This is a genomic window from Maribacter sp. Hel_I_7, assembly GCF_000688315.1.
Taxonomy (GTDB): Bacteria; Bacteroidota; Bacteroidia; order Flavobacteriales; family Flavobacteriaceae; genus Maribacter; species Maribacter stanieri.
Window position 1 is genome coordinate 419,688 of record NZ_JHZW01000003.1, and the last position, 23,286, is coordinate 442,973.

General features: G+C 35.0%; 20 protein-coding genes. 13 read left to right on the forward strand and 7 right to left on the reverse strand.

Annotated features, from left to right (window positions below; translation table 11 throughout):
* Nucleotides 1–154 precede the first annotated feature (154 nt).
* The 3 genes from P178_RS0113445 to P178_RS0113455 form a co-directional block, all read right to left on the reverse strand.
* Nucleotides 155–1,270 (reverse strand): pyridoxal phosphate-dependent aminotransferase, encoded by a 1,116-nt coding sequence (locus tag P178_RS0113445; RefSeq protein WP_027066697.1) that lies wholly within the window; start codon nucleotides 1,268–1,270, stop codon nucleotides 155–157.
* Nucleotides 1,271–1,348: 78 nt separating this feature from the next.
* Complete coding sequence (locus tag P178_RS0113450; protein WP_027066698.1) at nucleotides 1,349–1,912, reverse strand: hypothetical protein; 564 nt, start codon at nucleotides 1,910–1,912, stop codon at nucleotides 1,349–1,351.
* An 11-nt stretch (nucleotides 1,913–1,923) separates the two neighbouring features.
* Nucleotides 1,924–2,370, reverse strand: coding sequence for a hypothetical protein (locus tag P178_RS0113455; RefSeq protein ID WP_027066699.1), 447 nt, complete (start codon nucleotides 2,368–2,370; stop codon nucleotides 1,924–1,926).
* A gap of 214 nt (nucleotides 2,371–2,584) precedes the next feature.
* Between P178_RS0113455 and P178_RS0113460 the strand changes: the two genes are divergently transcribed.
* The 11 genes from P178_RS0113460 to P178_RS0113510 all read left to right on the forward strand — a co-directional run bounded on the left by P178_RS0113460 (nucleotide 2,585) and on the right by P178_RS0113510 (nucleotide 15,772).
* Nucleotides 2,585–3,778, forward strand: coding sequence for an Nramp family divalent metal transporter (locus P178_RS0113460; protein ID WP_027066700.1), 1,194 nt, complete (start codon nucleotides 2,585–2,587; stop codon nucleotides 3,776–3,778).
* On the forward strand, nucleotides 3,779–4,522 hold the full coding sequence (gene pxpA / locus P178_RS0113465) for a 5-oxoprolinase subunit PxpA (RefSeq protein ID WP_027066701.1): 744 nt from the start codon (nucleotides 3,779–3,781) through the stop codon (nucleotides 4,520–4,522). It begins immediately after the preceding gene.
* Nucleotides 4,519–5,256, forward strand: a complete 738-nt coding sequence (pxpB, locus tag P178_RS0113470) for a 5-oxoprolinase subunit PxpB (RefSeq protein WP_027066702.1) — start codon at nucleotides 4,519–4,521, stop codon at nucleotides 5,254–5,256. Before pxpA ends, pxpB begins: the two co-directional genes overlap by 4 nt.
* Nucleotides 5,249–6,088: a biotin-dependent carboxyltransferase family protein gene (locus P178_RS0113475; protein ID WP_027066703.1), complete on the forward strand. Its 840-nt coding sequence runs from the start codon at nucleotides 5,249–5,251 to the stop codon at nucleotides 6,086–6,088. The genes pxpB and P178_RS0113475 overlap by 8 nt, the downstream gene beginning before the upstream one ends.
* Before the next feature lie 390 nt (nucleotides 6,089–6,478).
* Nucleotides 6,479–8,155: a dihydroxy-acid dehydratase gene (gene ilvD / locus P178_RS0113480; RefSeq protein ID WP_027066704.1), complete on the forward strand. Its 1,677-nt coding sequence runs from the start codon at nucleotides 6,479–6,481 to the stop codon at nucleotides 8,153–8,155.
* A 94-nt stretch (nucleotides 8,156–8,249) separates the two neighbouring features.
* Nucleotides 8,250–9,983 (forward strand): biosynthetic-type acetolactate synthase large subunit, encoded by a 1,734-nt coding sequence (gene ilvB / locus P178_RS0113485; protein WP_027066705.1) that lies wholly within the window; start codon nucleotides 8,250–8,252, stop codon nucleotides 9,981–9,983.
* Nucleotides 9,984–9,995: 12 nt separating this feature from the next.
* A complete protein-coding gene (locus P178_RS0113490; protein WP_027066706.1) occupies nucleotides 9,996–10,574 on the forward strand; it encodes an O-methyltransferase in 579 nt (192 codons plus the stop codon).
* A gap of 62 nt (nucleotides 10,575–10,636) precedes the next feature.
* On the forward strand, nucleotides 10,637–11,155 hold the full coding sequence (gene ilvN / locus P178_RS0113495; RefSeq protein WP_027066707.1) for an acetolactate synthase small subunit: 519 nt from the start codon (nucleotides 10,637–10,639) through the stop codon (nucleotides 11,153–11,155).
* A 39-nt stretch (nucleotides 11,156–11,194) separates the two neighbouring features.
* A complete protein-coding gene (ilvC, locus tag P178_RS0113500; protein WP_027066708.1) occupies nucleotides 11,195–12,670 on the forward strand; it encodes a ketol-acid reductoisomerase in 1,476 nt (491 codons plus the stop codon).
* Nucleotides 12,671–12,826: 156 nt separating this feature from the next.
* Nucleotides 12,827–14,092: a threonine ammonia-lyase gene (ilvA, locus tag P178_RS0113505; RefSeq protein ID WP_027066709.1), complete on the forward strand. Its 1,266-nt coding sequence runs from the start codon at nucleotides 12,827–12,829 to the stop codon at nucleotides 14,090–14,092.
* A 93-nt stretch (nucleotides 14,093–14,185) separates the two neighbouring features.
* Nucleotides 14,186–15,772, forward strand: a complete 1,587-nt coding sequence (locus tag P178_RS0113510; protein ID WP_027066710.1) for an NADP-dependent glyceraldehyde-3-phosphate dehydrogenase — start codon at nucleotides 14,186–14,188, stop codon at nucleotides 15,770–15,772.
* A gap of 38 nt (nucleotides 15,773–15,810) precedes the next feature.
* Here the strand turns inward: P178_RS0113510 and P178_RS0113515 are convergent, their stop codons facing one another.
* Entirely contained in the window at nucleotides 15,811–16,449 is a 639-nt protein-coding gene (locus P178_RS0113515; RefSeq protein WP_027066711.1) for a tetratricopeptide repeat protein, read from the reverse strand.
* Nucleotides 16,450–16,559: 110 nt separating this feature from the next.
* The gene (locus P178_RS0113525) at nucleotides 16,560–18,713 is read right to left on the reverse strand and encodes a TonB-dependent receptor (RefSeq protein WP_027066712.1); all 2,154 of its coding nucleotides are present in this window, start codon (nucleotides 18,711–18,713) and stop codon (nucleotides 16,560–16,562) included.
* A gap of 253 nt (nucleotides 18,714–18,966) precedes the next feature.
* On the opposite strand from P178_RS0113525, the gene P178_RS0113530 reads away from it, so the two are divergent.
* Both P178_RS0113530 and P178_RS0113535 read left to right on the forward strand, forming a co-directional pair.
* Nucleotides 18,967–20,166 (forward strand): MFS transporter, encoded by a 1,200-nt coding sequence (locus P178_RS0113530; protein WP_027066713.1) that lies wholly within the window; start codon nucleotides 18,967–18,969, stop codon nucleotides 20,164–20,166.
* Between the two features lie 206 nt (nucleotides 20,167–20,372).
* Entirely contained in the window at nucleotides 20,373–21,641 is a 1,269-nt protein-coding gene (locus P178_RS0113535) for a serine hydrolase domain-containing protein (protein WP_231500548.1), read from the forward strand.
* Nucleotides 21,642–21,732: 91 nt separating this feature from the next.
* Here P178_RS0113535 and leuB read toward each other — a convergent pair whose 3' ends face one another.
* Both leuB and P178_RS23460 read right to left on the reverse strand, forming a co-directional pair.
* Nucleotides 21,733–22,788, reverse strand: a complete 1,056-nt coding sequence (gene leuB, locus P178_RS0113540; RefSeq protein WP_027066715.1) for a 3-isopropylmalate dehydrogenase — start codon at nucleotides 22,786–22,788, stop codon at nucleotides 21,733–21,735.
* Between the two features lie 83 nt (nucleotides 22,789–22,871).
* Nucleotides 22,872–23,219 (reverse strand): four helix bundle protein, encoded by a 348-nt coding sequence (locus P178_RS23460; RefSeq protein WP_027066716.1) that lies wholly within the window; start codon nucleotides 23,217–23,219, stop codon nucleotides 22,872–22,874.
* Nucleotides 23,220–23,286: the final 67 nt, after the last annotated feature.

Below are 23,286 nucleotides of genomic sequence, written 5' to 3' on the forward strand. Positions count from 1 at the left end.
TCAATTTCGTTTCCTAAACATAGTAAGACTGAAAGATGGTAGTAAAAATATGGCTAGCTAAGTGCTAATGGCATATCAGTCACATTCTTATCCCATACATTCGCATTTAGCTTCAAGTTTACTTACATTTTTACTCTGGTAATAGCCGATATTTTTAAGTCATTACTTTTCTAAGTGCCTTATCAAATAGTTTTATATCTTCTATTGTACCTGAACTAATTCTTGCCCAATTAGTAAATGGTGGAAATGGTCTGCCTATGAGAACATTCTCTTTTTCCATTGCAGCCATCATTTCGGTTATAGGTTTTCCAGTTTTGAAAAATATAAAATTAGTATGTGACTTTTGGTATTCTAGGTTTAAATCATCTAGAGTTTTGTATATCTGATTTTTAGCTTCTACATTTTTAGCAATACTAAATTTATAAAACTCATCATCTCTTAATGCTTCTTTCGCAGCTTCAATTGCCAAAACATTGGTCATTGCCATAACATTTTTCTTTAATCTGGTAGCAATATCAGGTCGGGCAACTAAATAGCCTATTCGTAGACCTGCGAGACCGTAAACTTTAGAAAAGGTTTTTGAAACGATGACATTCATGTTTTCTTTCACTAACTCAACCATAGACGGGTAATCAGGTTCAGTAATAAAATCATAGTAGGCTTCATCGCTGAAAACCATGGTTCTATTACTTACAGATAAACAGAAATCTCTTAGCTTACCCTTATCAATTAATGTTCCCGTGGGATTGTTCGGATTACATATGAAAACTAAGCCTGTTTTTGCGGTAATACGCCTTTCCATTTCGTTAAGGTCATGACCCATTTTCTCATCAACAGGTACACGATGAATAAAACTACCGTTATTTTCGGCATAGGTTAGTAGGGATTGAAAAGTTGGTTCGGGTGCAATGATTTCCCCTCCGTTCATTCCAAAGGTTAATCCAGCTGTTTTTAGACCTTCCGTAGAACCACCGGTTACGACTATATGGTCTTTCGTTACCCCTTCTTTACGTGCTATCTGTTCCACCAACGGATGAAAAATTATGGATGGATATCTGCAGGCGTAGTCCAACGAATTTATGATTACTTCCCTTACGGCCTTTGAAGGACCATATGGATTTTCGTTAGAGTTTAATTTGGCCACACCATTCAGTTTGGTGTTTATGGGCGTATGGAGATTCATAGCCATCGAGCTAAATCCTCCTAAAAGAGTGAAACCACTTGATAGTCCTGCGGTTTTAAGCCATTTTCTTCGGTCAATGTTGTTCATGTGTATACCCTTTAGGTAAAAGATACAAAAAAACCTGACTATGTCATTTAGATATTTATTATGGGTAGTGAGCTTATTTTATAAAAAAAGCTCCTCATTATTAACATCGTCTTCTTTTCTTTTTGGTGCGGTAAATATATCTTTTAATATGTAGCTGGTCACAATGGTAAGACCAAGAGTCAAAGTAGGAATTGAGTATGTCCAACTTAACAAATGCATGAGACCACCACAAATAAGGGTTATCACGCCTATTACCATTACAAAGTTCCATACTATTTCAGCTGTACTATTTTTTATATCTCCGTCTTTAGACATGAAATATGAGGTGCCTTCCATTGCAAACCAGGCAATAAAAGTAAATGCAGTACCTATTTGAAAAAATAAGGTATGGGTAAAGTCTAAAATTGTTAATAGTCCGTTGGTTGTCCAAAAAAGAACCAATACCATTTTTATTAAATCGACGGTCTTTTTTTCTTCTTTTCTCGCAAAACGCATTGCATATAATACAAGTATTGCGGCAAAGGAGATGAATATTATTCCTTCAGAATAAGGCCAATGAAGTATTTGCATAACCAATCCGATCAAAAGGGTGGCTATCGCTGCCCTAATGGGATTTCTAAATGCTTTTTTAGAATTTTCCATATCTGGTTTTTTTAGTTAATTACTTTAATGTTGGCCTTTAGACCTTCCATAATTCCTATAATATTATTTACGGTTTCATTTAAATAATACCGTACTACAATATGTGGAATACGAATGGTTGTAAAACCATTTTTAAAAGAGTGCATTGCTTCTTCTAAATTATTGATAGCTTCATGCTCTGTAAGTTTATCATACGCAGAATCAATTTCAATATTTAGTTTTACACGAGAAATGGCAATATCAATTGATTTTTTACCATCCCACCATTCTAGCATAGAGTTAACACCTGCTTCTTTAAGTGCATAATAGAGCTGTATAGCTTCTAAAGGGGTGTTATGTTTATTAATTAATAACTCAATACGTTCATGGTGTTTCATGCAAAGCTCAACGCCTGCGCTATCCATTGCATTTTTGTGGTCTAGGTAACCAAGTTCTTTCTTACATTCTAAACAAATCATTAATAGGTTAAGTTTAAGGTTTGGGGATAGCTATAACCCAGTTATTTTTGGATTAGTATATAACCTCGATGAATGACCTCCAAGTTTTAGACGAACTGCATTTTTTTAGATTAACTGCATTTTGAAATGTTAAAATTGTGGTGAAAATGATTCTGAGTATGGTGAGCAAATTCATATTTACCAATTATATTTACAAGAATGATAATTTTACTAGATGTTTAAGAAATTAGGTCCGGGTGTTCTTGTAGCCGCAGCATTTATAGGTCCGGGAACGGTTACCGCTTGTACATTAGCAGGGGTTAATTTTGGCTTTAGTTTGCTGTGGGCCATGTTGTTATCTATTATAGCAACCTATATTCTTCAAGAAATGTCTGCAAGATTGGGTATTGTAACACAGAAAGGTTTAGCAGATGTGATAAAGCAAGAGCTACACAATCCATGGTTACGCAATGGAGTAATAGTATTAATCTTCTCTGCCATTATAATAGGTAATGCGTCTTATGAGGCAGGAAATATAGGTGGGGCTACCCTAGGTATGGAAGCTTTATTTGGTATGGAATACAGCAATTTATATCCTTATGTCTTAGGTGGTTTAGCTTTTATATTATTATATCTAGGAAGTTATAAGGCATTAGAGAAGGTATTTATAGTGCTTGTTTTAATTATGAGCCTATCCTTTGTTATGACAGCCATTTTGACCAAACCCGATATTTGGGAGTTGATAAAAGGGTTGTTGGTTCCAACAATTCCAGAAAAGGGGATTCTAACCATAATTGCTTTAGTAGGGACAACGGTGGTTCCTTATAACCTTTTCTTACATGCAGCTTTAGTAAGTGAAAAATGGAAATCAAAAGATGATTTAAAACTAGCAAAGAGAGATACTTTGTTATCTATAATTTTAGGAGGTCTCGTTTCTGTGAGTATAATTATTTCCGCTGCTGCCATAAATTCAACCGAAGTGAATAATGTAATGGATATGGCAAAAGCCTTAGAGCCTTTATACGGTTCAGCGGCATTATACTTTTTGGGAATAGGAATGTTTGCTGCTGGTATTACTTCTGCAATAACGGCACCATTGGCTGCTGCTTATGTTGCAAATAGCTGTTTTGGTTGGAAAGCTGGGTTTAAGGATGCGAAATTTAGATTTATATGGATGATAATTCTAGCATTGGGAGTATTCTTTTTATCCTTCGGTATAAAACCAATAGAGATTATAAAATTTGCTCAGATAACCAACGGGTTATTATTGCCTATTATCGCCGTCTTTCTATTGTGGGTGGTTAACAGGGCTGGGGTTATGGGTAAATATAAAAATAACATGAAGCAGAATATTTTTGGTGTAATCATTATTCTATTGGCTGTTTTATTAGGTGCTAAAAGTATTTTAACGGTATTAGGTGTTTTATAAATGGTTAATAAAACTATTGATATTAATTGTGATGTAGGTGAAGGCGTAGGTAATGAGCAAGAGCTATTCCCTATGATCAGTTCTTGTAATATTGCCTGTGGCGGTCATGCGGGTTCTAGAGAGTCAATTAGACATTGTTTAGAATTGGCTAAACAATTTAATGTCAAAGTAGGTGCACATCCTTCATATCCGGACAAGGAAAATTTTGGTCGTATTTCTATTGACATATCTCAAGAAGATTTAATCAAGACTATTGAGTCTCAAATGCAACAGTTTGAAGCTGTACGGGAACAAATGGATATAAAACTGCATCATATTAAACCTCATGGAGCACTCTATAACGACATTGCAAAAAATGAAACCTTAGCTACAACTTTTTTAAAGGGGATTGAGGTTTTTAAAAGAGGTATGGTGTTATATGTTCCCTATGCTAGTGTAATTCATAGATTAGCCATTAAAAACGGTTTTACCGTACTTGTGGAGGCTTTTGCAGACAGAAATTATAATAAAGATTTAAGTTTGGTGTCTAGGAAAGAGAATAATGCCTTAATTACTAAGGGTGATGAGGTGTTGACCCATTTACTACGTATGCATAACGAAAAGATGGTAAAAACAATTACTGGAGATAAAGTTGAGATAGAGGCTAATACCTTTTGTATACACGGAGATACTCCATCGGCATTGCAAATTTTGATGTATATTACAAAGCATTTACCTGAACATAATCTACAACTAAAATCGTGAGCTCCCCTAAAATTAATATAAAACCATTTGGAGTACATTCCGTCTTAATTGAATGGCCAAACCAGGTAAGTGAACATATTCTTGAGAAAATATTACATTTTGAAACTTTTTTAAAGAATGAGTTGTTGACAAACCAGGAATGGGAGATGGTACCGTCATATAATTCACTCTTATTAATAAATAGAACTGCACAAATTGATTTTCAAAAATTATCTAAGGATATCATTACTTGGTATGCCCAATTAGGAGAGTCTACAAAGCCTGATAGATATTTGTGGAGATTACCTGTTAATTATGATTTAGAATACGGTCTGGACCTTGAAGAGGTTGCCAATAAACTTCATAAAACGAAAGAAGAAATTATTGCGATGCATACGGGAGCTACTTATACAGTTTATGGAATTGGGTTCTTACCTGGTTTTATGTACTTGGGTGGCATTGATAAAGAATTAGAATTACCTAGAAAAGCAACTCCTAGATCAAAAGTTATTAAAGGTGCTGTGGGCATTGCTGGTAAGCAGGCGGGTATTTATCCGCAAGAATCTCCTGGCGGTTGGAATATAATAGGAAACTGTTCAGTCCCAATTTTTGATGCTTCTAAAGAGAACCCGTGCTTTGTAAGTGTTGGTGATAAAATTGAATTTTATCAAATATCTAGGGCAGAGCATAATTTACATAAGATAGAAGCTGAAGTGGGAATTTATAAACCTGAAAAAATTAAAATAGATGCTTAAAATTCTAAAAGCAGGTTTTTATACCACGGTGCAAGATGTAGGTAGGTTTCATTTCAGAAATAAAGGAGTGCCAGTTTCTGGTGTTATGGACGAAATGTCTGTATTTAAAATTAATTCCTTATTAGAAAATGAACCGGCGGCTTCGGTATTGGAAATTACCATGACCGGACCAACGCTCATGTTTGAAGAAGAAACGTATATGGCACTTGGTGGTGCAGAAATGTCCGCAACACTAAACAATCTCCCAATACAGAATTATAAGGTTTATCAAATTGAAGTAGGTGATATACTATCCTTTGGGCGCTTGGAGAAAGGTTTTCGTTCTTACTTAGGTGTTAAGGAAGGTTTTACTACTAAAGAGGTGTTAGGTAGTAAATCTTTTTATAAACCAATTACCAAAGTGAATAGGTTGACTGATAATGATGTTGTGCCTTTTTCTGCGCAAAATGTATTTCAGCCTAAAATTTCGGAGATTAAAGTGGATTCCTTTTTAGACGTTAGAATATTAGAGGTGAGTAAAGGACCGGAGTTTGATATGTTAAATGACAAACAACTAGAAGACATTTTCTCTAAAGACTTTACGGTAGCTCATGAGAATAATAGAATGGCTTACCAATTAACCGAAACAATAACCGAGCATTCTATTTCAATGCTAACATCTGCAACTATACCTGGTACAGTGCAATTGACGCCTGCTGGTAAATTAATTATACTGATGAAGGATGGGCAAACTACAGGAGGTTATCCTAGAGCTGTTCAATTGACAGATAAAGCAATTTGTATTTTGGCACAAAAAAGAGGAGGAGATACTATAAGTTTCAAATTGGTTTAATTTATTACTTTTTAATTCGATTTTGTTAAGGGGGTAATTATAACTTATTTTTTCACTACTATTGTAATATGAATCTAACGAATTTTAATATTGAGGTTGTCATTGTCATTCCTAAAAGGAAATGATATAGCTTTTCAATATGTAGAAAAACCTGTATCAGAATTATTTGATACAGGTTTTTTTGTGCAATTAGATTTATAATAGTCTGTTTTGAAGTATTGAATATGGTATATAACAAGGATTTAAATAATTGATTTTCAGTAAATTAGATTGTTTTTTGTTAAAGTGGATTTGTATTGTCAATTATTGTTAAAATTAGAAATTTTTATAAACTTTTATCTTTGGTTTAACAGTATTAAGAAATCAAGATAAGCATACGAGAATTACATTATGGAATTGAACAAACATAGTAAAAATGTAACCCAAGATCCAACACAACCGGCAGCACAAGCAATGCTTTATGCTATTGGTTTAACTGAAGAAGATTTAAAGAAGCCGCTAATTGGTATTGGTAGCACAGGTTATGAGGGTAATCCTTGTAATATGCACTTAAATGATTTGGCTCAAGAGGTTAAAGTAGGAGTCAATGATAGTGGATTGGTTGGTCTTGTTTTTAATACTATAGGTGTTAGTGATGGAATTTCAATGGGTACTTATGGTATGCGTTATTCACTTCCTTCAAGAGATATTATTGCAGATTCTATGGAAACTGTGGTACAAGCAATGAATTATGATGGTTTGGTTACTGTAGTTGGCTGTGATAAAAACATGCCGGGTGCGCTAATGGCAATGATACGTTTAGATAGACCATCTGTTTTGGTATATGGTGGTACAATTGCCTCTGGTTGTTTTAAGGATAAGAAATTAGATGTAGTTTCTGCATTTGAAGCTTGGGGAGAGAAGGTTGCCGGTACAATGAATGAAGAGGATTACAAAGGTGTAATTCAAAACGCTTGCCCAGGTGCAGGTGCTTGTGGTGGTATGTATACCGCTAATACAATGGCTTCGGCTATTGAAGCTTTAGGTATGGCAATGCCTTATAATTCTTCTAATCCTGCAATTGGAAAAGATAAGCAGTACGATGCTATAAACTCTGGTAAGGCTTTAAGAAACCTTTTAGAGAAAGATATTAAGCCAAGTGATATTATCACTCGTAAATCAATGGAGAACGCTATACGTTTGCTCACCCTTTTAGGTGGTTCAACAAATGCGGTACTTCACTTTTTGGCAATCGCCAAAGCTGCCGATGTTGATTTTACATTAGATGATTTTCAGAAAATTAGTGATACAACTCCATTTTTAGCTGATTTAAAACCCAGTGGTAAATTTTTGATGGAAGACGTTCATCGTGTGGGTGGTGTACCTGCCGTTATGAAGTTTATGCTTGAAAACGGAATGTTACATGGCGATTGTCTTACTGTTACGGGTAAAACAATTGCGGAAAATTTAGCTGAGCTTCCAGGTTTATTAGAGCATCAGCAAGTTATTAAACCATTGAGCAATCCTATTAAGGCGACAGGTCATTTACGTATTCTTTATGGTAATCTTGCAACTGAAGGTGCTGTTGCAAAGATTACAGGTAAGGAAGGTTTGTATTTCTCTGGTCCGGCTAAAGTTTATAATGATGAGTTTTTGGCTAATGCCGGTATTGGGAGAGGAGAAGTAAAAAAAGGTGATGTAGTTGTTATACGTTATGAAGGTCCTAAAGGAGGTCCGGGTATGCCAGAAATGTTGAAACCTACTGCAGCTATTATGGGAGCAGGTTTAGGTAAAGATGTGGCGTTAATAACAGATGGTCGTTTCTCTGGTGGTACACATGGCTTCGTAGTAGGTCACGTTTCACCTGAAGCTCAAGATGGCGGAGCTATCGGACTTTTAGAAGATGGTGATGTTATTACAATTGATGCAGAGAAAAATGAGATTTCGGTTAATCTAACAGAAGAGCAGTTATCAGAAAGAAAAAAGAATTGGAAACAGCCAGAATTAAAGGTGAAGAGAGGTAGTTTATATAAATATGCCCGTACGGTTTCATCTGCATCTAAAGGTTGTGTTACCGATGAGTTTTAAATAACACCAGCTAGGTTTTAATTAGTTCTAGGTGGATATATAATATCAGGTAATTGTAACTCTTAAATGCGATGCTTGAATTTGATCATTAATTATGGAAACAGTAAAAGAGAAGAAAAAAGGTACGGATTCCAAGAAAACTATAAAGATTTCTGGAGCAGAGGCATTAATTCATTGTTTATTAGCTGAAGGTGTAGAAACAATGTATGGCTACCCTGGTGGCGCTATTATGCCCGTCTATGATGAACTATATAAGTTTCAAGATAAATTAACACATATTCTTACTAGACATGAACAGGGTGCTACGCATGCTGCTCAAGGTTATGCTAGAGTTTCCGGTAAAGTAGGTGTTGCAATAGCAACGTCTGGTCCAGGAGCTACCAATTTGGTCACCGGTCTTGCAGATGCTCAAATAGATTCAACACCTATGGTGTGTATTACGGGTCAGGTAACTAGACAACTGTTGGGTACTGATGCTTTCCAAGAAACTGATATTATTGGTATTTCTACTCCGGTAACAAAGTGGAACTATCAAATAACAGAAGCTTCTGAAATTCCAGAAGTAATGGCAAAAGCTTTCTATATAGCAAGATCTGGTAGACCGGGTCCTGTTTTGGTCGATATTACCAAAAATGCTCAAATAGATGAGTTCGATTTCTCTTATGAGAAATGTACTGCCGTACGTAGTTATAAGCCTGTACCAAAACCGAATAAAACGGCAATTCAAGCAGCTGCTGATTTAATCAATAGCGCTAAAAAACCTTTTATTGTTTGGGGTCAAGGTGTAATTCTTGGTAAGGCAGAGGCCGAGCTTAAAGAACTGGTTGAGAAAACTGGAATTCCTGCAGCATGGACAATCATGGGGGCATCTGCTTTAGATACTTCACATCCATTAAATGTTGGTATGGTTGGTATGCATGGTAATTACGGTCCTAATGTATTGACTAACGAGTGCGATTTACTAATTGCCATAGGTATGCGTTTTGATGATCGTGTAACCGGTAATTTAGATTCTTATGCAAAACAAGCCAAAGTAATTCATTTTGAAATTGATCCAGCAGAAGTGAACAAGAATGTTCATGCAGATGTTGCTGTATTAGGAAATTCTAAAGATACACTTGGTCTAATTTTACCTTTATTAAATAATAACAAGCATGAAGCTTGGCATAATCTATTCAAAGAGAAATATAAAATTGAATTTGATACGATTATCAAAAATGATATACACCCTACCAAAGAAGGTTTAACGATGGGTGAGGTAATTGAGGAAATCAACTTGGCTTCAAATAATAAAGCAGTAATTGTATCAGATGTGGGTCAACATCAAATGATTGCGTGTAGGTACGCTAAGTTTTCACAATCTAAAAGTAATATTACTTCTGGTGGATTGGGTACAATGGGCTTTGCTTTGCCTGCAGCTATTGGAGCTAAAATGGGAGCAATGGAAAGGGAAGTGGTTGCTATCATTGGTGATGGTGGTTATCAAATGACCATTCAAGAGCTTGGTGTAATATTTCAGCACAAAGTACCTGTTAAGATTGTTGTTTTGAACAATGAACACTTAGGTATGGTGCGTCAATGGCAAGAGTTATTCTTTGAAAAAAGATATGCTTCAACGGTTATGGTGAATCCAGATTTTGTAAAAATTGCAGAAGGGTATAGCATAGAAGCAAAACGAATTTCTGAACGTAAAGATTTAAAATCTACAATTCAGGAAATGATGGCTTCTAAAGAACCATATTTCTTAGAAGTAAAGGTTGAACAAGAAGATAACGTATTTCCTATGATACCTTCTGGAGCATCTGTTTCAGACGTTAGATTGAAATAACAAAACAAAAACATGAACGATACTAACATACAGGATATTCCAAAAATACATACGGAAATTACTAGAAAGTCTGAAGAAATTGGTTTTACAATGCCGTCAGATTTATATGTTGGTAGCTTTCTCAAAACGTTAATAGCTTCTAAACCAAAAGGAAGGTTTTTAGAAATTGGCACAGGTATTGGTCTTAGCCTTTCTTGGATGAGAGAAGGTATGGATGCTAACGCTCGTTTGGTATCGGTAGATAATGATGATGAATTGATATCAATTGCCTCAAGTTACTTTGGGGAAGATGATAGAGTTGAACTCATTTGCCAAGATGGTACAGAATGGATAAAGGAATATTCTGGAGCAAAGTTCGATTTAATTTTTGCCGATGCATGGCCTGGTAAGTACAGCGAGATTGATGAGGTTCTTGATTTACTAAAGGTCGGAGGATTTTACATTATCGATGATATGACAAAGCAACCTAATTGGCCAGAAAATCATGAGGATAATGTGATAGTTCTTACAGCGTATTTGGAACAACGTGAAGATTTACAATTGACCAAAATGAATTGGTCTACAGGCTTAATAATGGCCGTTAAGAAATAGTATAGAATAATTATAATGACACCATAAAATCCTTTTTAAAAAGGAGTAGGTAATGAAAGCTTATGGAAAATCAATGGTTTACAATATCAGTATATTCAGAAAATAATGTTGGATTACTGAACAGGATTTCAGGTATATTTTTAAAGAGACACATAAATATTGAAAGTTTAAATGTATCTAAGTCAGAAATTGACGATGTTTCTAAATTTACGATAGTAGCACATACTACAGAAAAGTGGGTGCATAATATTGTCGGTCAAATAGAAAAACAAATAGAGGTTATAAAGGCATATTATCATACCGATGAAGAAACTATTTATCAAGAATCGGCTTTGTTTAAAATTGCTTCTGGTCTGTTATTTGACGAACGTCAAATACAGAATATCATAAAAGATAACAATGCTCAAATAGTCACTGTTTCAAGAGACTTTTTTGTAATTGCTAAAAGCGGAAGAAGAAATGAGATTGATGAAATGCACGATCAGTTAAAACCATACGGCATTATGCAGTTTGTACGTTCTGGTCGAATTTCAGTAACTAAAGACGAAATGAAAATTTCTGCGATACTAAAAGAATTTTAATAACGAATTATATCAATAATCAAATAAAGTAAATACAAAATGGCTAATTATTTTAATACGCTATCATTAAGAGATAAATTAACGCAACTTGGAAAATGTCGTTTCATGGATTCGTCTGAGTTTGCAGATGGCGTAAATGCTTTAAAAGGTAAAAAAATTGTAATCGTAGGTTGTGGAGCACAAGGTTTAAACCAAGGTTTGAACATGAGAGATTCTGGCTTGGATATTTCTTATACACTACGTGATGCTGCTATAAAAGAAAAAAGACAATCTTTTGTAAATGCCTCTGAAAACGGATTTACAGTAGGTACCTATGAAGAGTTGATTCCTACTGCCGATGTAGTAATTAACCTTACGCCAGATAAGCAGCATACTGCTGTTGTTGGTGCGGTTATGCCATTGATGAAAAAAGGTGCTACACTTTCTTACTCACACGGTTTTAATATCGTTGAAGAAGGTATGCAAATTCGTGAAGATATTACGGTTATTATGGTTGCACCAAAATGTCCGGGATCAGAAGTACGTGAAGAATATAAAAGAGGTTTTGGTGTACCTACATTAATTGCGGTTCACCCAAACAATGACCCTCAAGGTAAAGGATTGGAACAAGCAAAAGCTTATGCTGTCGGTACTGGTGGCGATAGAGCAGGTGTGTTGATGTCTTCTTTTGTTGCTGAAGTAAAATCAGATTTAATGGGAGAGCAGACTATTCTTTGTGGTTTGTTACAAACGGGTTCTATTCTTTGTTTCGATAAAATGATTGAGAAGGGAATTGATGCAGGTTATGCTTCTAAATTGATACAGTACGGATGGGAAACTATTACTGAGGGTATGAAATATGGTGGAATCACTCACATGATGGATCGTCTTTCAAATCCTTCAAAAGTGAAGGCATTTGAACTTTCGGAAGAATTAAAAGATATTATGCGTCCATTGTTTCAAAAGCATATGGATGATATTATGACTGGTCATTTTTCTAAAACAATGATGGAAGATTGGGCTAATGATGATAAGAACTTATTAACGTGGAGAGCTGCAACAGGTGAAACTGCTTTCGAGAAAACACCTGCAGGTAGTCAAGAGATTACTGAGCAAGAGTTTTATGATAACGGAGTTTTAATGGTAGCCATGGTTAGAGCTGGTGTTGAATTGGCTTTTGAGGCAATGACGGAGTCTGGTATTATTGCAGAATCTGCTTACTATGAGTCTTTACACGAAACTCCATTAATAGCAAATACAATTGCACGTAAGAAATTGTTTGAAATGAACCGTGTTATTTCTGATACAGCTGAATATGGTTGTTATTTATTCGATCATGCGTGTAAGCCATTATTAACTGATTTCATGAAGGGTATTGATACTGACGTAATTGGGACAAACTTCTCTGGCGATATTGATAATGATGTAGATAATGCACAATTAATAGCAATAAATAAGGCGTTACGTACGCATCCGGTGGAAATTGTAGGTACACGTTTACGTGAGTCTATGACTGCTATGAAGCCTATCGTATAGATTTATAATTTTTATAGTTATACCGATTGTCCGGTTAGGTGCATTCTAGAAGTTGCTGATCATTATTGATTGGTAATACTTTACAGAACTGTTCTTAAGCGGACAATTTAGGTTTTATAGCAACTAAAAAATTCCCAAGAGCATTAAATAAATAATATGAGAGGTACAAAACCAGCATATTTTCCAGAATTAGATGATGTTATAGAAGCGGCTCAGGTTATTTCTGAAATATCGGATGTAACTCCGCTAACGGAAAGCATTAGATTGTCAAAGCAATTTAATTGTGAGGTTCGATTAAAGCGAGAAGATTTACAACGTGTTAGATCTTATAAGATTAGAGGTGCCTTTAATAAAATCAGGTCTTTATCGGAAGAAGATAGAGCTAAGGGAATTATTTGTGCCAGTGCAGGTAATCATGCGCAAGGTGTTGCATTTGCATGTTTCCATTTAAAAATAAAAGGAACTATTTATATGCCATCTGTTACGCCTAAGCAAAAGGTAGAACAAACAAAATTGTTTGGTGGCGAGTGGGTAGAGATTGTTTTGGAAGGAGATACATTTGATGATGCTTCACAAGCTGCTAGTGCTTTTGGTGCTAAAACTGGTAGTATTTTCGTACATCCTTTTGATGATCCTAAAATAATTGAAGGTCAAGCAACAGTTGGTCTAGAATTAATATCACAATCTAAAACACCAATAGATTATCTTTTTGTTTGTATTGGTGGCGGTGGTCTAGCATCTGGACTTATTAGTGTTTTTAGTCAACTTTCGCCAAATACTAAGATAATAGGAGTGGAGCCAAAGGGGGCTCCTTCTATGAAAACGGCTATGGATTCTGGTGAAGTGGTAGCTCTTGATAATATTGATAAATTTATTGATGGTGCCGCGGTAAAAAGAGTAGGTGATCTAACATACCCTATTTGTAATTATTATCTCGATAGTATGGTTACTGTTGATGAGGGCAAGGTTTGCCAGACTATTCTTGATCTTTATAATAGAGATGCCATTGTGGTAGAGCCAGCGGGAGCACTGTCCATTGCGGTGTTAGATGATTATAAAAATGAGATAGAAGGTAAAAATGTAGTTTGTATTATTGGTGGTAGCAATAATGATATAACCAGAACTGCGGAAATTAAAGAGAGAGCACTTTTATATGGTAAACTAAAACATTATTTCATTATTAGATTCCCTCAAAGACCAGGAGCATTAAAAGAGTTTGTAGTAGATATTTTAGGACCAACGGATGATATTACCCATTTTGAGTATTCTAAGAAATCTAGTAGGGAAAATGCACCTGCTGTTGTGGGTATTGAACTTAAGCATCCTGAAGACTTACAGCCATTAATTGATAGAATGAAAACTAACAATTTTTACGGAGATTATATAAATGACAAACCAGATTTGTTTGAATATTTGGTTTAAACTACTTTTAGTATGAGTAAGTTTTAATTACCCTAAATAATTAGAACTCAATAATAAAATATCATCTATCATAGTATAAATAGAAAACAAGAAATGAGCGATATAAAGATTCCAGAAGAGTTTCAGATTACATCAACTATAGACCAAAAACATTATTTGGTCAACGGAGAATTAAAAGAATGGAAAGGAGATACTACAGAGGTATATTCAACCATTTCTTCAACAAAAGAATACAAGCCTACATTGTTAGGTAGTATACCAGATTTACAAGAAGCAGAGGCTTTAGATGCATTAAATGGCGCTTTAAAGGCATATGACAAAGGAAAAGGGGTTTGGCCAACCATGCACGTTAAGGACCGTATTGAGTGTATGGAGGTTTTCGTTAAAAAGATGAAAACTAAGCGTGACGAGGTTGTAAAATTATTGATGTGGGAAATAGGTAAATCATTACCAGATTCACAAAAAGAATTTGACCGTACGGTTGAGTATATTGAAGATACTATTGAAGATTATAAACAATTGGATCGTGATGCAGCTAAATTTACAAAGAACGATGGAGTTTATGCGCATATCAAAAGAGGACCGCTAGGTGTTGTTTTGTGCCTTGGACCATATAACTATCCGTTGAATGAGACATTTGCTTTATTGATTCCCGCTATTATTATGGGGAATACAACAATTTTTAAACCGGCAAAACATGGTGTTTTATTAATTACTCCGCTATTAGAAGCTTTTCAAACAAGTTTCCCTAAAGGGGTAGTAAATGTACTTTTTGGTCGTGGTAGAACTGTTGCCGCACCAATTATGCAAACAGGTAAAGTGGATGTTTTGGCATTGATAGGTAACAGCAAATCTGCAAATGCATTACAAGAGCAGCACCCTAAAAGTAATAGATTGCGATTGGTTTTAGGTTTAGAAGCTAAGAACCCTGCAATTATTTTACCAGATGCTGATTTAGATTTAACTATAAATGAATGCTTGGCAGGTACTTTATCATTTAATGGCCAACGTTGTACAGCATTGAAAGTAGTTTATGTTCATGAAGATATCAGTTCTAAGTTCAATGAGGACTTTGCAAAGAAAGTTGATGAACTTAAGTTTGGAAATCCTTGGGAAAATGGTGTTAAACTAACTCCATTACCAGAACCGGGAAAACCAGATTATATTCAAGAGTTGATTGATGATGCGGTATCTAAAGGAGCTAAAGTTTTAAATAAAAAAGGCGGTAAACGTTTTGATAATTATATCTGGCCAGCTGTTCTTTACCCTGTTACTAAAGATATGCGCGTTTATCAAGAAGAGCAATTTGGACCTATTATACCTATTGTACCTTTTTCTGATATAGAAGAACCTTTAGATGATATGGCCGAAAGCAATTATGGTCAACAAGTAAGTTTGTTCGGAAAAGACGTTTATGCCCTTTCTCCATTAATTGATACTTTAGTGAATCTAGTATGTCGTGTTAATCTTAACAGTTCATGTCAAAGAGGACCTGATGTTTATCCGTTTACGGGAAGAAAAGATTCTGCTCAAGCTACATTAAGTGTACATGATGCATTACGTTCGTTCTCTATTAGAACATTTGTTGCATTTAAAGACAATGAATTAAATACAGATATTATTCAACATTTATTGGAAGCTAAACTTTCCAATTTTGTGAGTACAGACTATATTTTATAATAGCCTTAAATTAAGACTAGAATAAAAACCTCTCCTAATTAATTAGGGGAGGTTTCTTTTTTACAACTACTGCTAATTTCCTTTGCTCTTTCTAAACCAGAATATGGGTAGAAAGGTATGGTCTGTTCTTCTTTTTCAAATAATAGAATTGCTTGATCAATATCTTTGCAATACGGGGCTATTGATTTTCCAAAGAATTTTGCCGAACCCATATCCCATTCTGTTTTGCTTAATAAAACTCTTGGATTGTTAGGTGCAATAGACGCTGCTTTTTTATAAAGAGCTACGTTTTCTCCAGATAAGCTCATACCATATTTTTGACCGTCAAAAGCAATGTATGCTGTATTTAATAACGCATAAGAAACTAATATTTCCGGATTGTTCTCTGAGATAGAGGCTGCGTTATCTAAAAAACCTTTTGCTCTAGTTAGTTTCGATGTCAATAAAGCTTCGTCCTTTAAACCAAAACTACTTACGATTTCTATTAGTCCGGCATAATAAGACGGTAACCAATTATCGGTTTCTGCAGATGCTATTCTTTCAAACAGTTGTACGGCTTCTGTATTCTTTTGTTGCTCCCATAATGCAAATGCTTCATTCATCCCTTTTTCATAAGGTGTTTGGGCACTTAAGCTAAATGTGAAAATTAGTGTTGCAATTAATAGTACTGATTTCATGATGTATAGTTTTTTAATGTTATTTATTGTTGTTCAAATATCTTTCTATTCCATAGGTTTTGATAAAATAGATGACCCAGTTGTTGGTTCTTTGTAGTGAATTGTAATTTCTAAAGGTTATCAAGTTGATTGTCATCTTTGTTGTCGCTTATCGTCCAAAAGAAACCAATGAAAAAGAAGCGGTCTGCTGCAGGCGTAATTGTTCTTCTATCGAACACTCCATCTGTATTGGTTTGGTTTGCGTATTGATATCCGTTCACATTTTTGGTTCCTAATACGTTACTTACAGATAGATATAATATTTTCTGCGGACTAATTAAATAAGCATAGTTGGCATTTAGCGAATTAAAGCTTTTTGCTTGTTCCGTTAAGAATCCTCCTTTATTTGGGTCGGTATAGTTGCGACCCGAAGCATAATTGTAGCTGAGACCTATTTGACTTTTCCAATCTTCAATCCAGCGTTTAACCACTAAAGATGCATTATGTTTTGATGCAAAATCCGGAGTAGCAGATGTTAGATAATTTTGGTAATCCCTTTCAGTATCTAAGTAGGAGTAAGACATCCAATACTCTGTATTTTTTATTGATTTATTATCTCTCCAAAATATGTCCAATCCTTTAGCATATCCACTTCCATTACTATTATAGGTAGATGTTGGCAGCGCGAACGGAGTATCATACTTTACTAAGTCTCCGTAATTTTTGTAATATGCTTCAGCCCTGAATATCTGTTTGTTTTTTACATATTGATAGTTGGCAATATAATGGGTTGTGTTTTCCGCTGTAAAATCAGAATTATACTTTAAGTAATCGTTCTTCGGATTTTGAAAAAACTCCCCGTATGCCAATGAGAATTGGGAGTTTGCACCAGCCTTATAGGCTAATGAAAGTCTTGGTGATAGATTAAACTCCTGTAGTAGCTCAGAATATTCACCTCTTATACCAATCTTGGTAGCTAGTTTTTTAGAGAAGAAAATATCAGTCTCAACAAAACTGCTGAAAAGATTATTGTCAAACTCATAGTCGTTTTCAAAGCTAGTATCTTGATAGTTTTCTGTAAAGTTAGTGACGAAATATTCTGCTCCAAAGTTGAGTTTGTAACGACTAGAAAAGAATTTTTTAAATGCGATTTTTAGATGTGCCGAATTTTCAATATCTGTAATATCAGCATCATTATATTTTATTTCAGAACGGTCATTGGCAAAACTAACACCTGTAGCTATGCTCCAGTCTTTTTCTAAGAAATCTTGGTAAGATGAGTTGATGTAAAGATTTCTATTCTTTAACCCGAAACGTATACCATCTGCCACATTGATATCTTCTTGTGTTAAATCGAAATTTACGGAACTATATGCGCCATAGACTTTTAGTAAACCGTCGTTATTGAATTTATACCTATAGACGGCTTCACCACCTACAGATTCTATAGGCTTATGCCATTCATTATTATCAGGATACAGTTTTTGATATGGTGCTAAATTAATGTAAGATGTATTTAAACTAAGCGAGCTTTTTTTCCATTTTTGGGTATTACCTAATCCAAACCCAACGGTCATTATAGAAATTTCTGTTTTCTCTTCTTGTGGTTCACTTATACTATTTAAAAGTAGAACACTTGATAATGCTTGCCCGTATTCGGCTGAGTAACCTCCGGTTGAAAAAGTTATTCCTTTAAATAAGAAAGGAGACAATCTTCCTCTTGACGGGATATTGTTGGCAGAAGGGGAGTAGGGTGTAAATACACGCATGCCATCTACGAAAATTTGTGTTTCTTCTGCATCACCACCTCTAACGAATAATCTGCCATCTTCAGCAACGTTAGAAGTGCCTGGTAAGGTTTGCAGTGCGCCTACAAAATCACCAAGAGCACCTGCTGTTGTTACAATATCCAAAGGCTTTAAAGCGGTTACCTTGGCATTGTCTCCGGCGTTGAAAGTTCCTGCGTTAACGGTTACGGCATCCAAGGTATTTACATCATCTTTTAATTTGATGGTGACATTCTTGAAATTGGTAATATCGGATGATTTTGAATAAGTTTCAAAGGAAATTGAAGACACTATTAATGTCTGCTCACCTTGTTCTTTAGTTTCAAAAGAGAATAGTCCATCCTCACTGGTTGCCGTACCGTCATAAGTACCTTCTAAATATACGCTTGCACCCATAATAGGTACCCCTTGTTGGTCAATGACTTTACCTGAAATAGTGGATTGAGCAAATAAATTATAACAGAAAAATGTAATTAATAAGAATAATAGCGTCTTCATTGTTGATTATATTTTTGATTGATATCACAAATATGAATCGTAAATGAAAGTTTAAATAAAATGGTTTTCCCAATTGTAGAATTGTTATCCTGAATTGCGAAAATTAGCTATCAGGGGATATTTTAGAAGGTTAATTATTAACATAAATATGGTAATTAATGCGTGTTTTAACCGGTATTATGGTTTTAACTTTGCCTTTTTAAAATTGATTGAGAACCTATAGTGTATATGTTGAACTTAAAATTTATAAGTTATGGATACTATAAAATCAAATAAGAAAGCCCTATTTGCATTGGCAATTGGTGGTTTTGGAATAGGACTTACCGAGTTTGTTATCATGGGAATTTTGACCGAAGTTTCTGGGTCATTGGGTATAACCATTCCTCAGGCAGGTCATTTTATTGCAGCATATGCGTTGGGTGTAGTAGTGGGGGCTCCATTACTAACAGGATTAGGCTCTAAGCTTACACCTAAAAAAATGTTATTCCTTTTAATGATATGGTTTACGGTATTTAATACTTTATCTGGACTAGCAACGAGCTATACGAGCTTGTTGTTCATGAGATTTTTATCTGGGATACCTCACGGTGCGTTTTTTGGTATTGGTGCTGTTGTTGCTACAAAATTGGCTAAAAAAGGAAAAGGGGCTCAAGCGATTTCAATAATGTTTTCAGGTCTAACGGTAGCCAATGTTATTGGAGTACCTATTGGCACCTATTTAGGTCAACAGTTTAGCTGGAGTGTTTCTTTTTACTTGGTAGGTTTTGTTGGTTTATTGGCTTTAGGAAGCATTTACCTTTGGATGCCAAAAATTGAAGTTGATGAGACCGAAGAGAAAATAAGTGTTTCTCAAGGATTGAAAAATACTGAACTTTGGGCCTTAATTGCGTTGACTACCATTGGTACAGGAGGTTTCTTTGCATGGTACAGTTATGTAGCTCCGTTAATTACAGATGTTGCCGGGTTGCCAAACCATTTTGTTGGCTATGCTATGATGTTGGCTGGTTTAGGTATGGTAGTAGGTAATTTTTTAGGTGCGAAGATGGCAGAACTGTTTTCTCCTTTGAAAGCGGTAATCATTAGTTTATCCGTTATGTGCGGTATTCTATTATTAAATATGGTGATAGCATCCAATCCGTATTTATTAATGATATTGACCTTTGTGATAGGAGCTATATCTTTTACTGTTGCAACCCCCATTCAAATGGCCATAATCAATACATCTAAAGGTTCCGAAATGTTGGGTTCTTCTATGAATCAAAGTGCCTTTAATATGGGTAATGCTTCTGGCGCTTATTTGGCCGGATTGCCAATTGCATTTGGCTACGGTATTATTTACTCTAGTTTAGTAGGTGCAATGCTTGCTTTTTCTGGTGTTGCCATAGCAGTTTCTATTTTAATTGTTAGAAAGAGAAAAGAAATTAAATATAGAAAAATGGCGATGAGCTGTTAGTCTGTAATTTTTCAATAGATTAGAAAGGAACTTATAATATAAGTTCCTTTTTTTTATGCTCAATAAAAAATGTTTACTGATAGTTTTTATTTTTTCTTATTTCTTTAGAATCAAGTGGTTTTGATGTTAAATTTTATAAATTACGTAGTTCGTCGGTAATTTTATTCCTTTTATCCCGTTCTTAGTTAACCAAAACCTACATAGCTGTGTCACGTACCAAACTATTTTTTGGAGCCATTATAATGGTTCTACTACTTTTTGTCCTAACGGCTTCCTCTTTTAAGCCAGAACATTCTAAGGTGATTATCTCTGATCCTAACCCTGTTAAAACTCTTGCGGAGAAAAGGGAAATTAAACTATATAACATACGGCAAAAAGCTTTAAATGAAGCTTTAACCAGCTATTTTAATAAGGCAATAAAATCTGGAGATATTGTTGGTGCTGGTGTAAGCATCGTAAGTGGTGATTCTGTTATTCTATCCGATGGATATGGAAAAAGAAGTTTTAATGGTAAAGAAACTGTTGACGGAGAAACCTTATTTAGATTAGGTTCTATTTCGAAAGGTTTTACTGGAGTTCTTGCGGCTAACTTAGAAAGTGAAGGCAAATTACACTTAGATGATAAAGTAGCTGATTATTTACCCAATTTTCATTTTGGTGATAATCAGAATACTCAAAAAATTGAAATAGCACATTTACTTTCTCATACTACAGGCACACCTTATCATAGTTATACAGATTTGGTAGAAGCTGGTCTTGATATGTCATCTATAAGTGAAAAATTCAATAAAGTAAATCCTATTAGTACGCCTGGTTCTCAATACAGTTACCAAAATGCCATGTTTTCAGTTTCTCAAGAAGTGATGTTGAAGGCTACAGGGAAAAATATTCAGACTTTATTGAACGATAAATTTTTTGAGCCATTAGGAATGAATTCTGTTTCTATGGATCATAAAACATTAATAAACACAGAGAATATTGCTTTACCTCATATTAAAAGAGGAAATAGATGGAGAACTGTATTACCAAGAGATAATTATTATAATGCCATTGCTGCGGGCGGTATAAATGCCAACTCTATGGATATGGCTAAATGGATGAGATTTCTTTTAGGTCATAACCCAGAAGTGATGTCTAAAGATGCCATGGCTCAAGCTTTTAAACCTTTTATTGAATTAAAGGGGCATAGTAAGTATTATCAAAAATGGCCTGGTCATGTGAAATCCTCATACGGATTTGGTTGGAGAATACATACCTTGAAAGAAAATGAGAAAGCATTAGAAGAAACTATCTGGCATCACGGAGGTAGTGTAAATAATTATAGAAATGAAATTGCACTTTTTCCTGATTCTGATTTAGGTATTTGTGTTCTGATCAACGGTCCTTCAAAATTGGTAAAAACAGTAATTCCAGATTTAAGAGCGATTGTTAAAAGTATTTACGAGCAAGAACTTGAAATAGCAACTAGTATATAGTAGCTATGTAAACAGTATGCTATTGAGAATTTCAGATATAAAAAAAGCCCTTTAATCATAGATTAAAGGGCTTTTTACTTTAGTATGGGTTTTAGATATTGCTGGCCAACCAATCACCAACTTCACTAGTCTTATAGCTTTTACCACCATCTGCTAGGTCTTCGGTAACGTAACCTTCCGCTAATGATTTGTTTACTACTCTTCTGATTTCTTCTGCTTCTTGGGTCATGTTCATGTCCTCGAAAAGCATAGCTGCAGAAAGAACGGTAGCTAATGGATTAGCGATGTCTTTACCTGCTGCTTGTGGGTATGAACCGTGTATTGGCTCGTATAAAGATACTTTGCTTCCTACAGAAGAAGAAGGCATTAGTCCCATAGAACCTGCAATTACAGATGCCTCATCGGTTAATATATCTCCGAATAAGTTTGCAGTAATGATTACATCATATCCTTTAGGCCACTGAATTAAACGCATAGCAACTGCGTCAATAAATTCATAAGAAACCTCTACTTCTGGATAATCTTTTTCCATCGCCTGTACCGTTTCTCTCCAAAGTCTAGAAGATTCTAAAACGTTGGCTTTATCAACACAACATAATTTTTTAGAACGTTTCATTGCAAATTCAAAGCCTTTTTTAGCTAATCTTTCTATTTCAAAACGTTGGTAGGTCATTGTGTCGAAAGCCGTATTGCCATCATCTTTTCTTCCGCGTTCGCCAAAATAGATACCACCTGTTAACTCTCTTAAAATAATTAAATCGGTACCTTCAATACGATCTCTTTTTAAAGGAGATTTATCTATAAGCGAAGGAAAAGTGAATGTAGGTCTAACATTAGCGAACAAACCTAATTTTTGTCTCATTTTCAATAATCCCTGTTCTGGACGAACTTTTGCAGAAGGATCATTATCAAAACGTGGATGACCTATAGCACCGAAAAGAACTGCATCGGCATTTGCACAAATTTCATGTGTTTCATCTGGGTAAGGTTCTCCGACGGCATCAATTGCAGCGGCACCTGTAAGAGCAGGCTTCCAAGTAATATGATGTTCGTATTTCTTAGCAATGGCATCACATACTTTTACTGCTTGGTCAATAACTTCAGGACCGATACCATCACCGGCTAATAAGGCAATATTTAATTTCATGGGTTAATCGCTTTTCGCTTTTCGCATTGCGCTTTTCGCTACATGCTAAACACAGTAGGTTAATTGTTCTGCGTTTAAGCTATTTATAATTTACTTATTAATTTATTTAAACTTCTTCTAACTTTATTTACTCTATCATGAATAATTCTAAAATCTTTCTCCAAAATATATTCTAAATCTTTAGCTAAAATCGTGAAATATTCTAATTCACTAGCTGAACCCTGCGAGATTATCAGAAAACGTTTAAATTCTGCATCAGATTCTCGCCCACAACCTTCTGCAATATTTGCTGGTATGGATGATGATGCTCTTCTCATTTGACTTGTTAGTCCAAAATTTTCGTCTTTTGGGAAAGTGTTAGTTAGCTTGTATATTTCTAAGGTAACTTCATGCCCTAATTCCCAAACGTTATATTTTTTATAATCTCTCATTTAAAGCAATTAGCGCTTTACATTTTACGTTTTTTCGCTTGGCGCTTGGCGCTTTGCGTAATGCGCA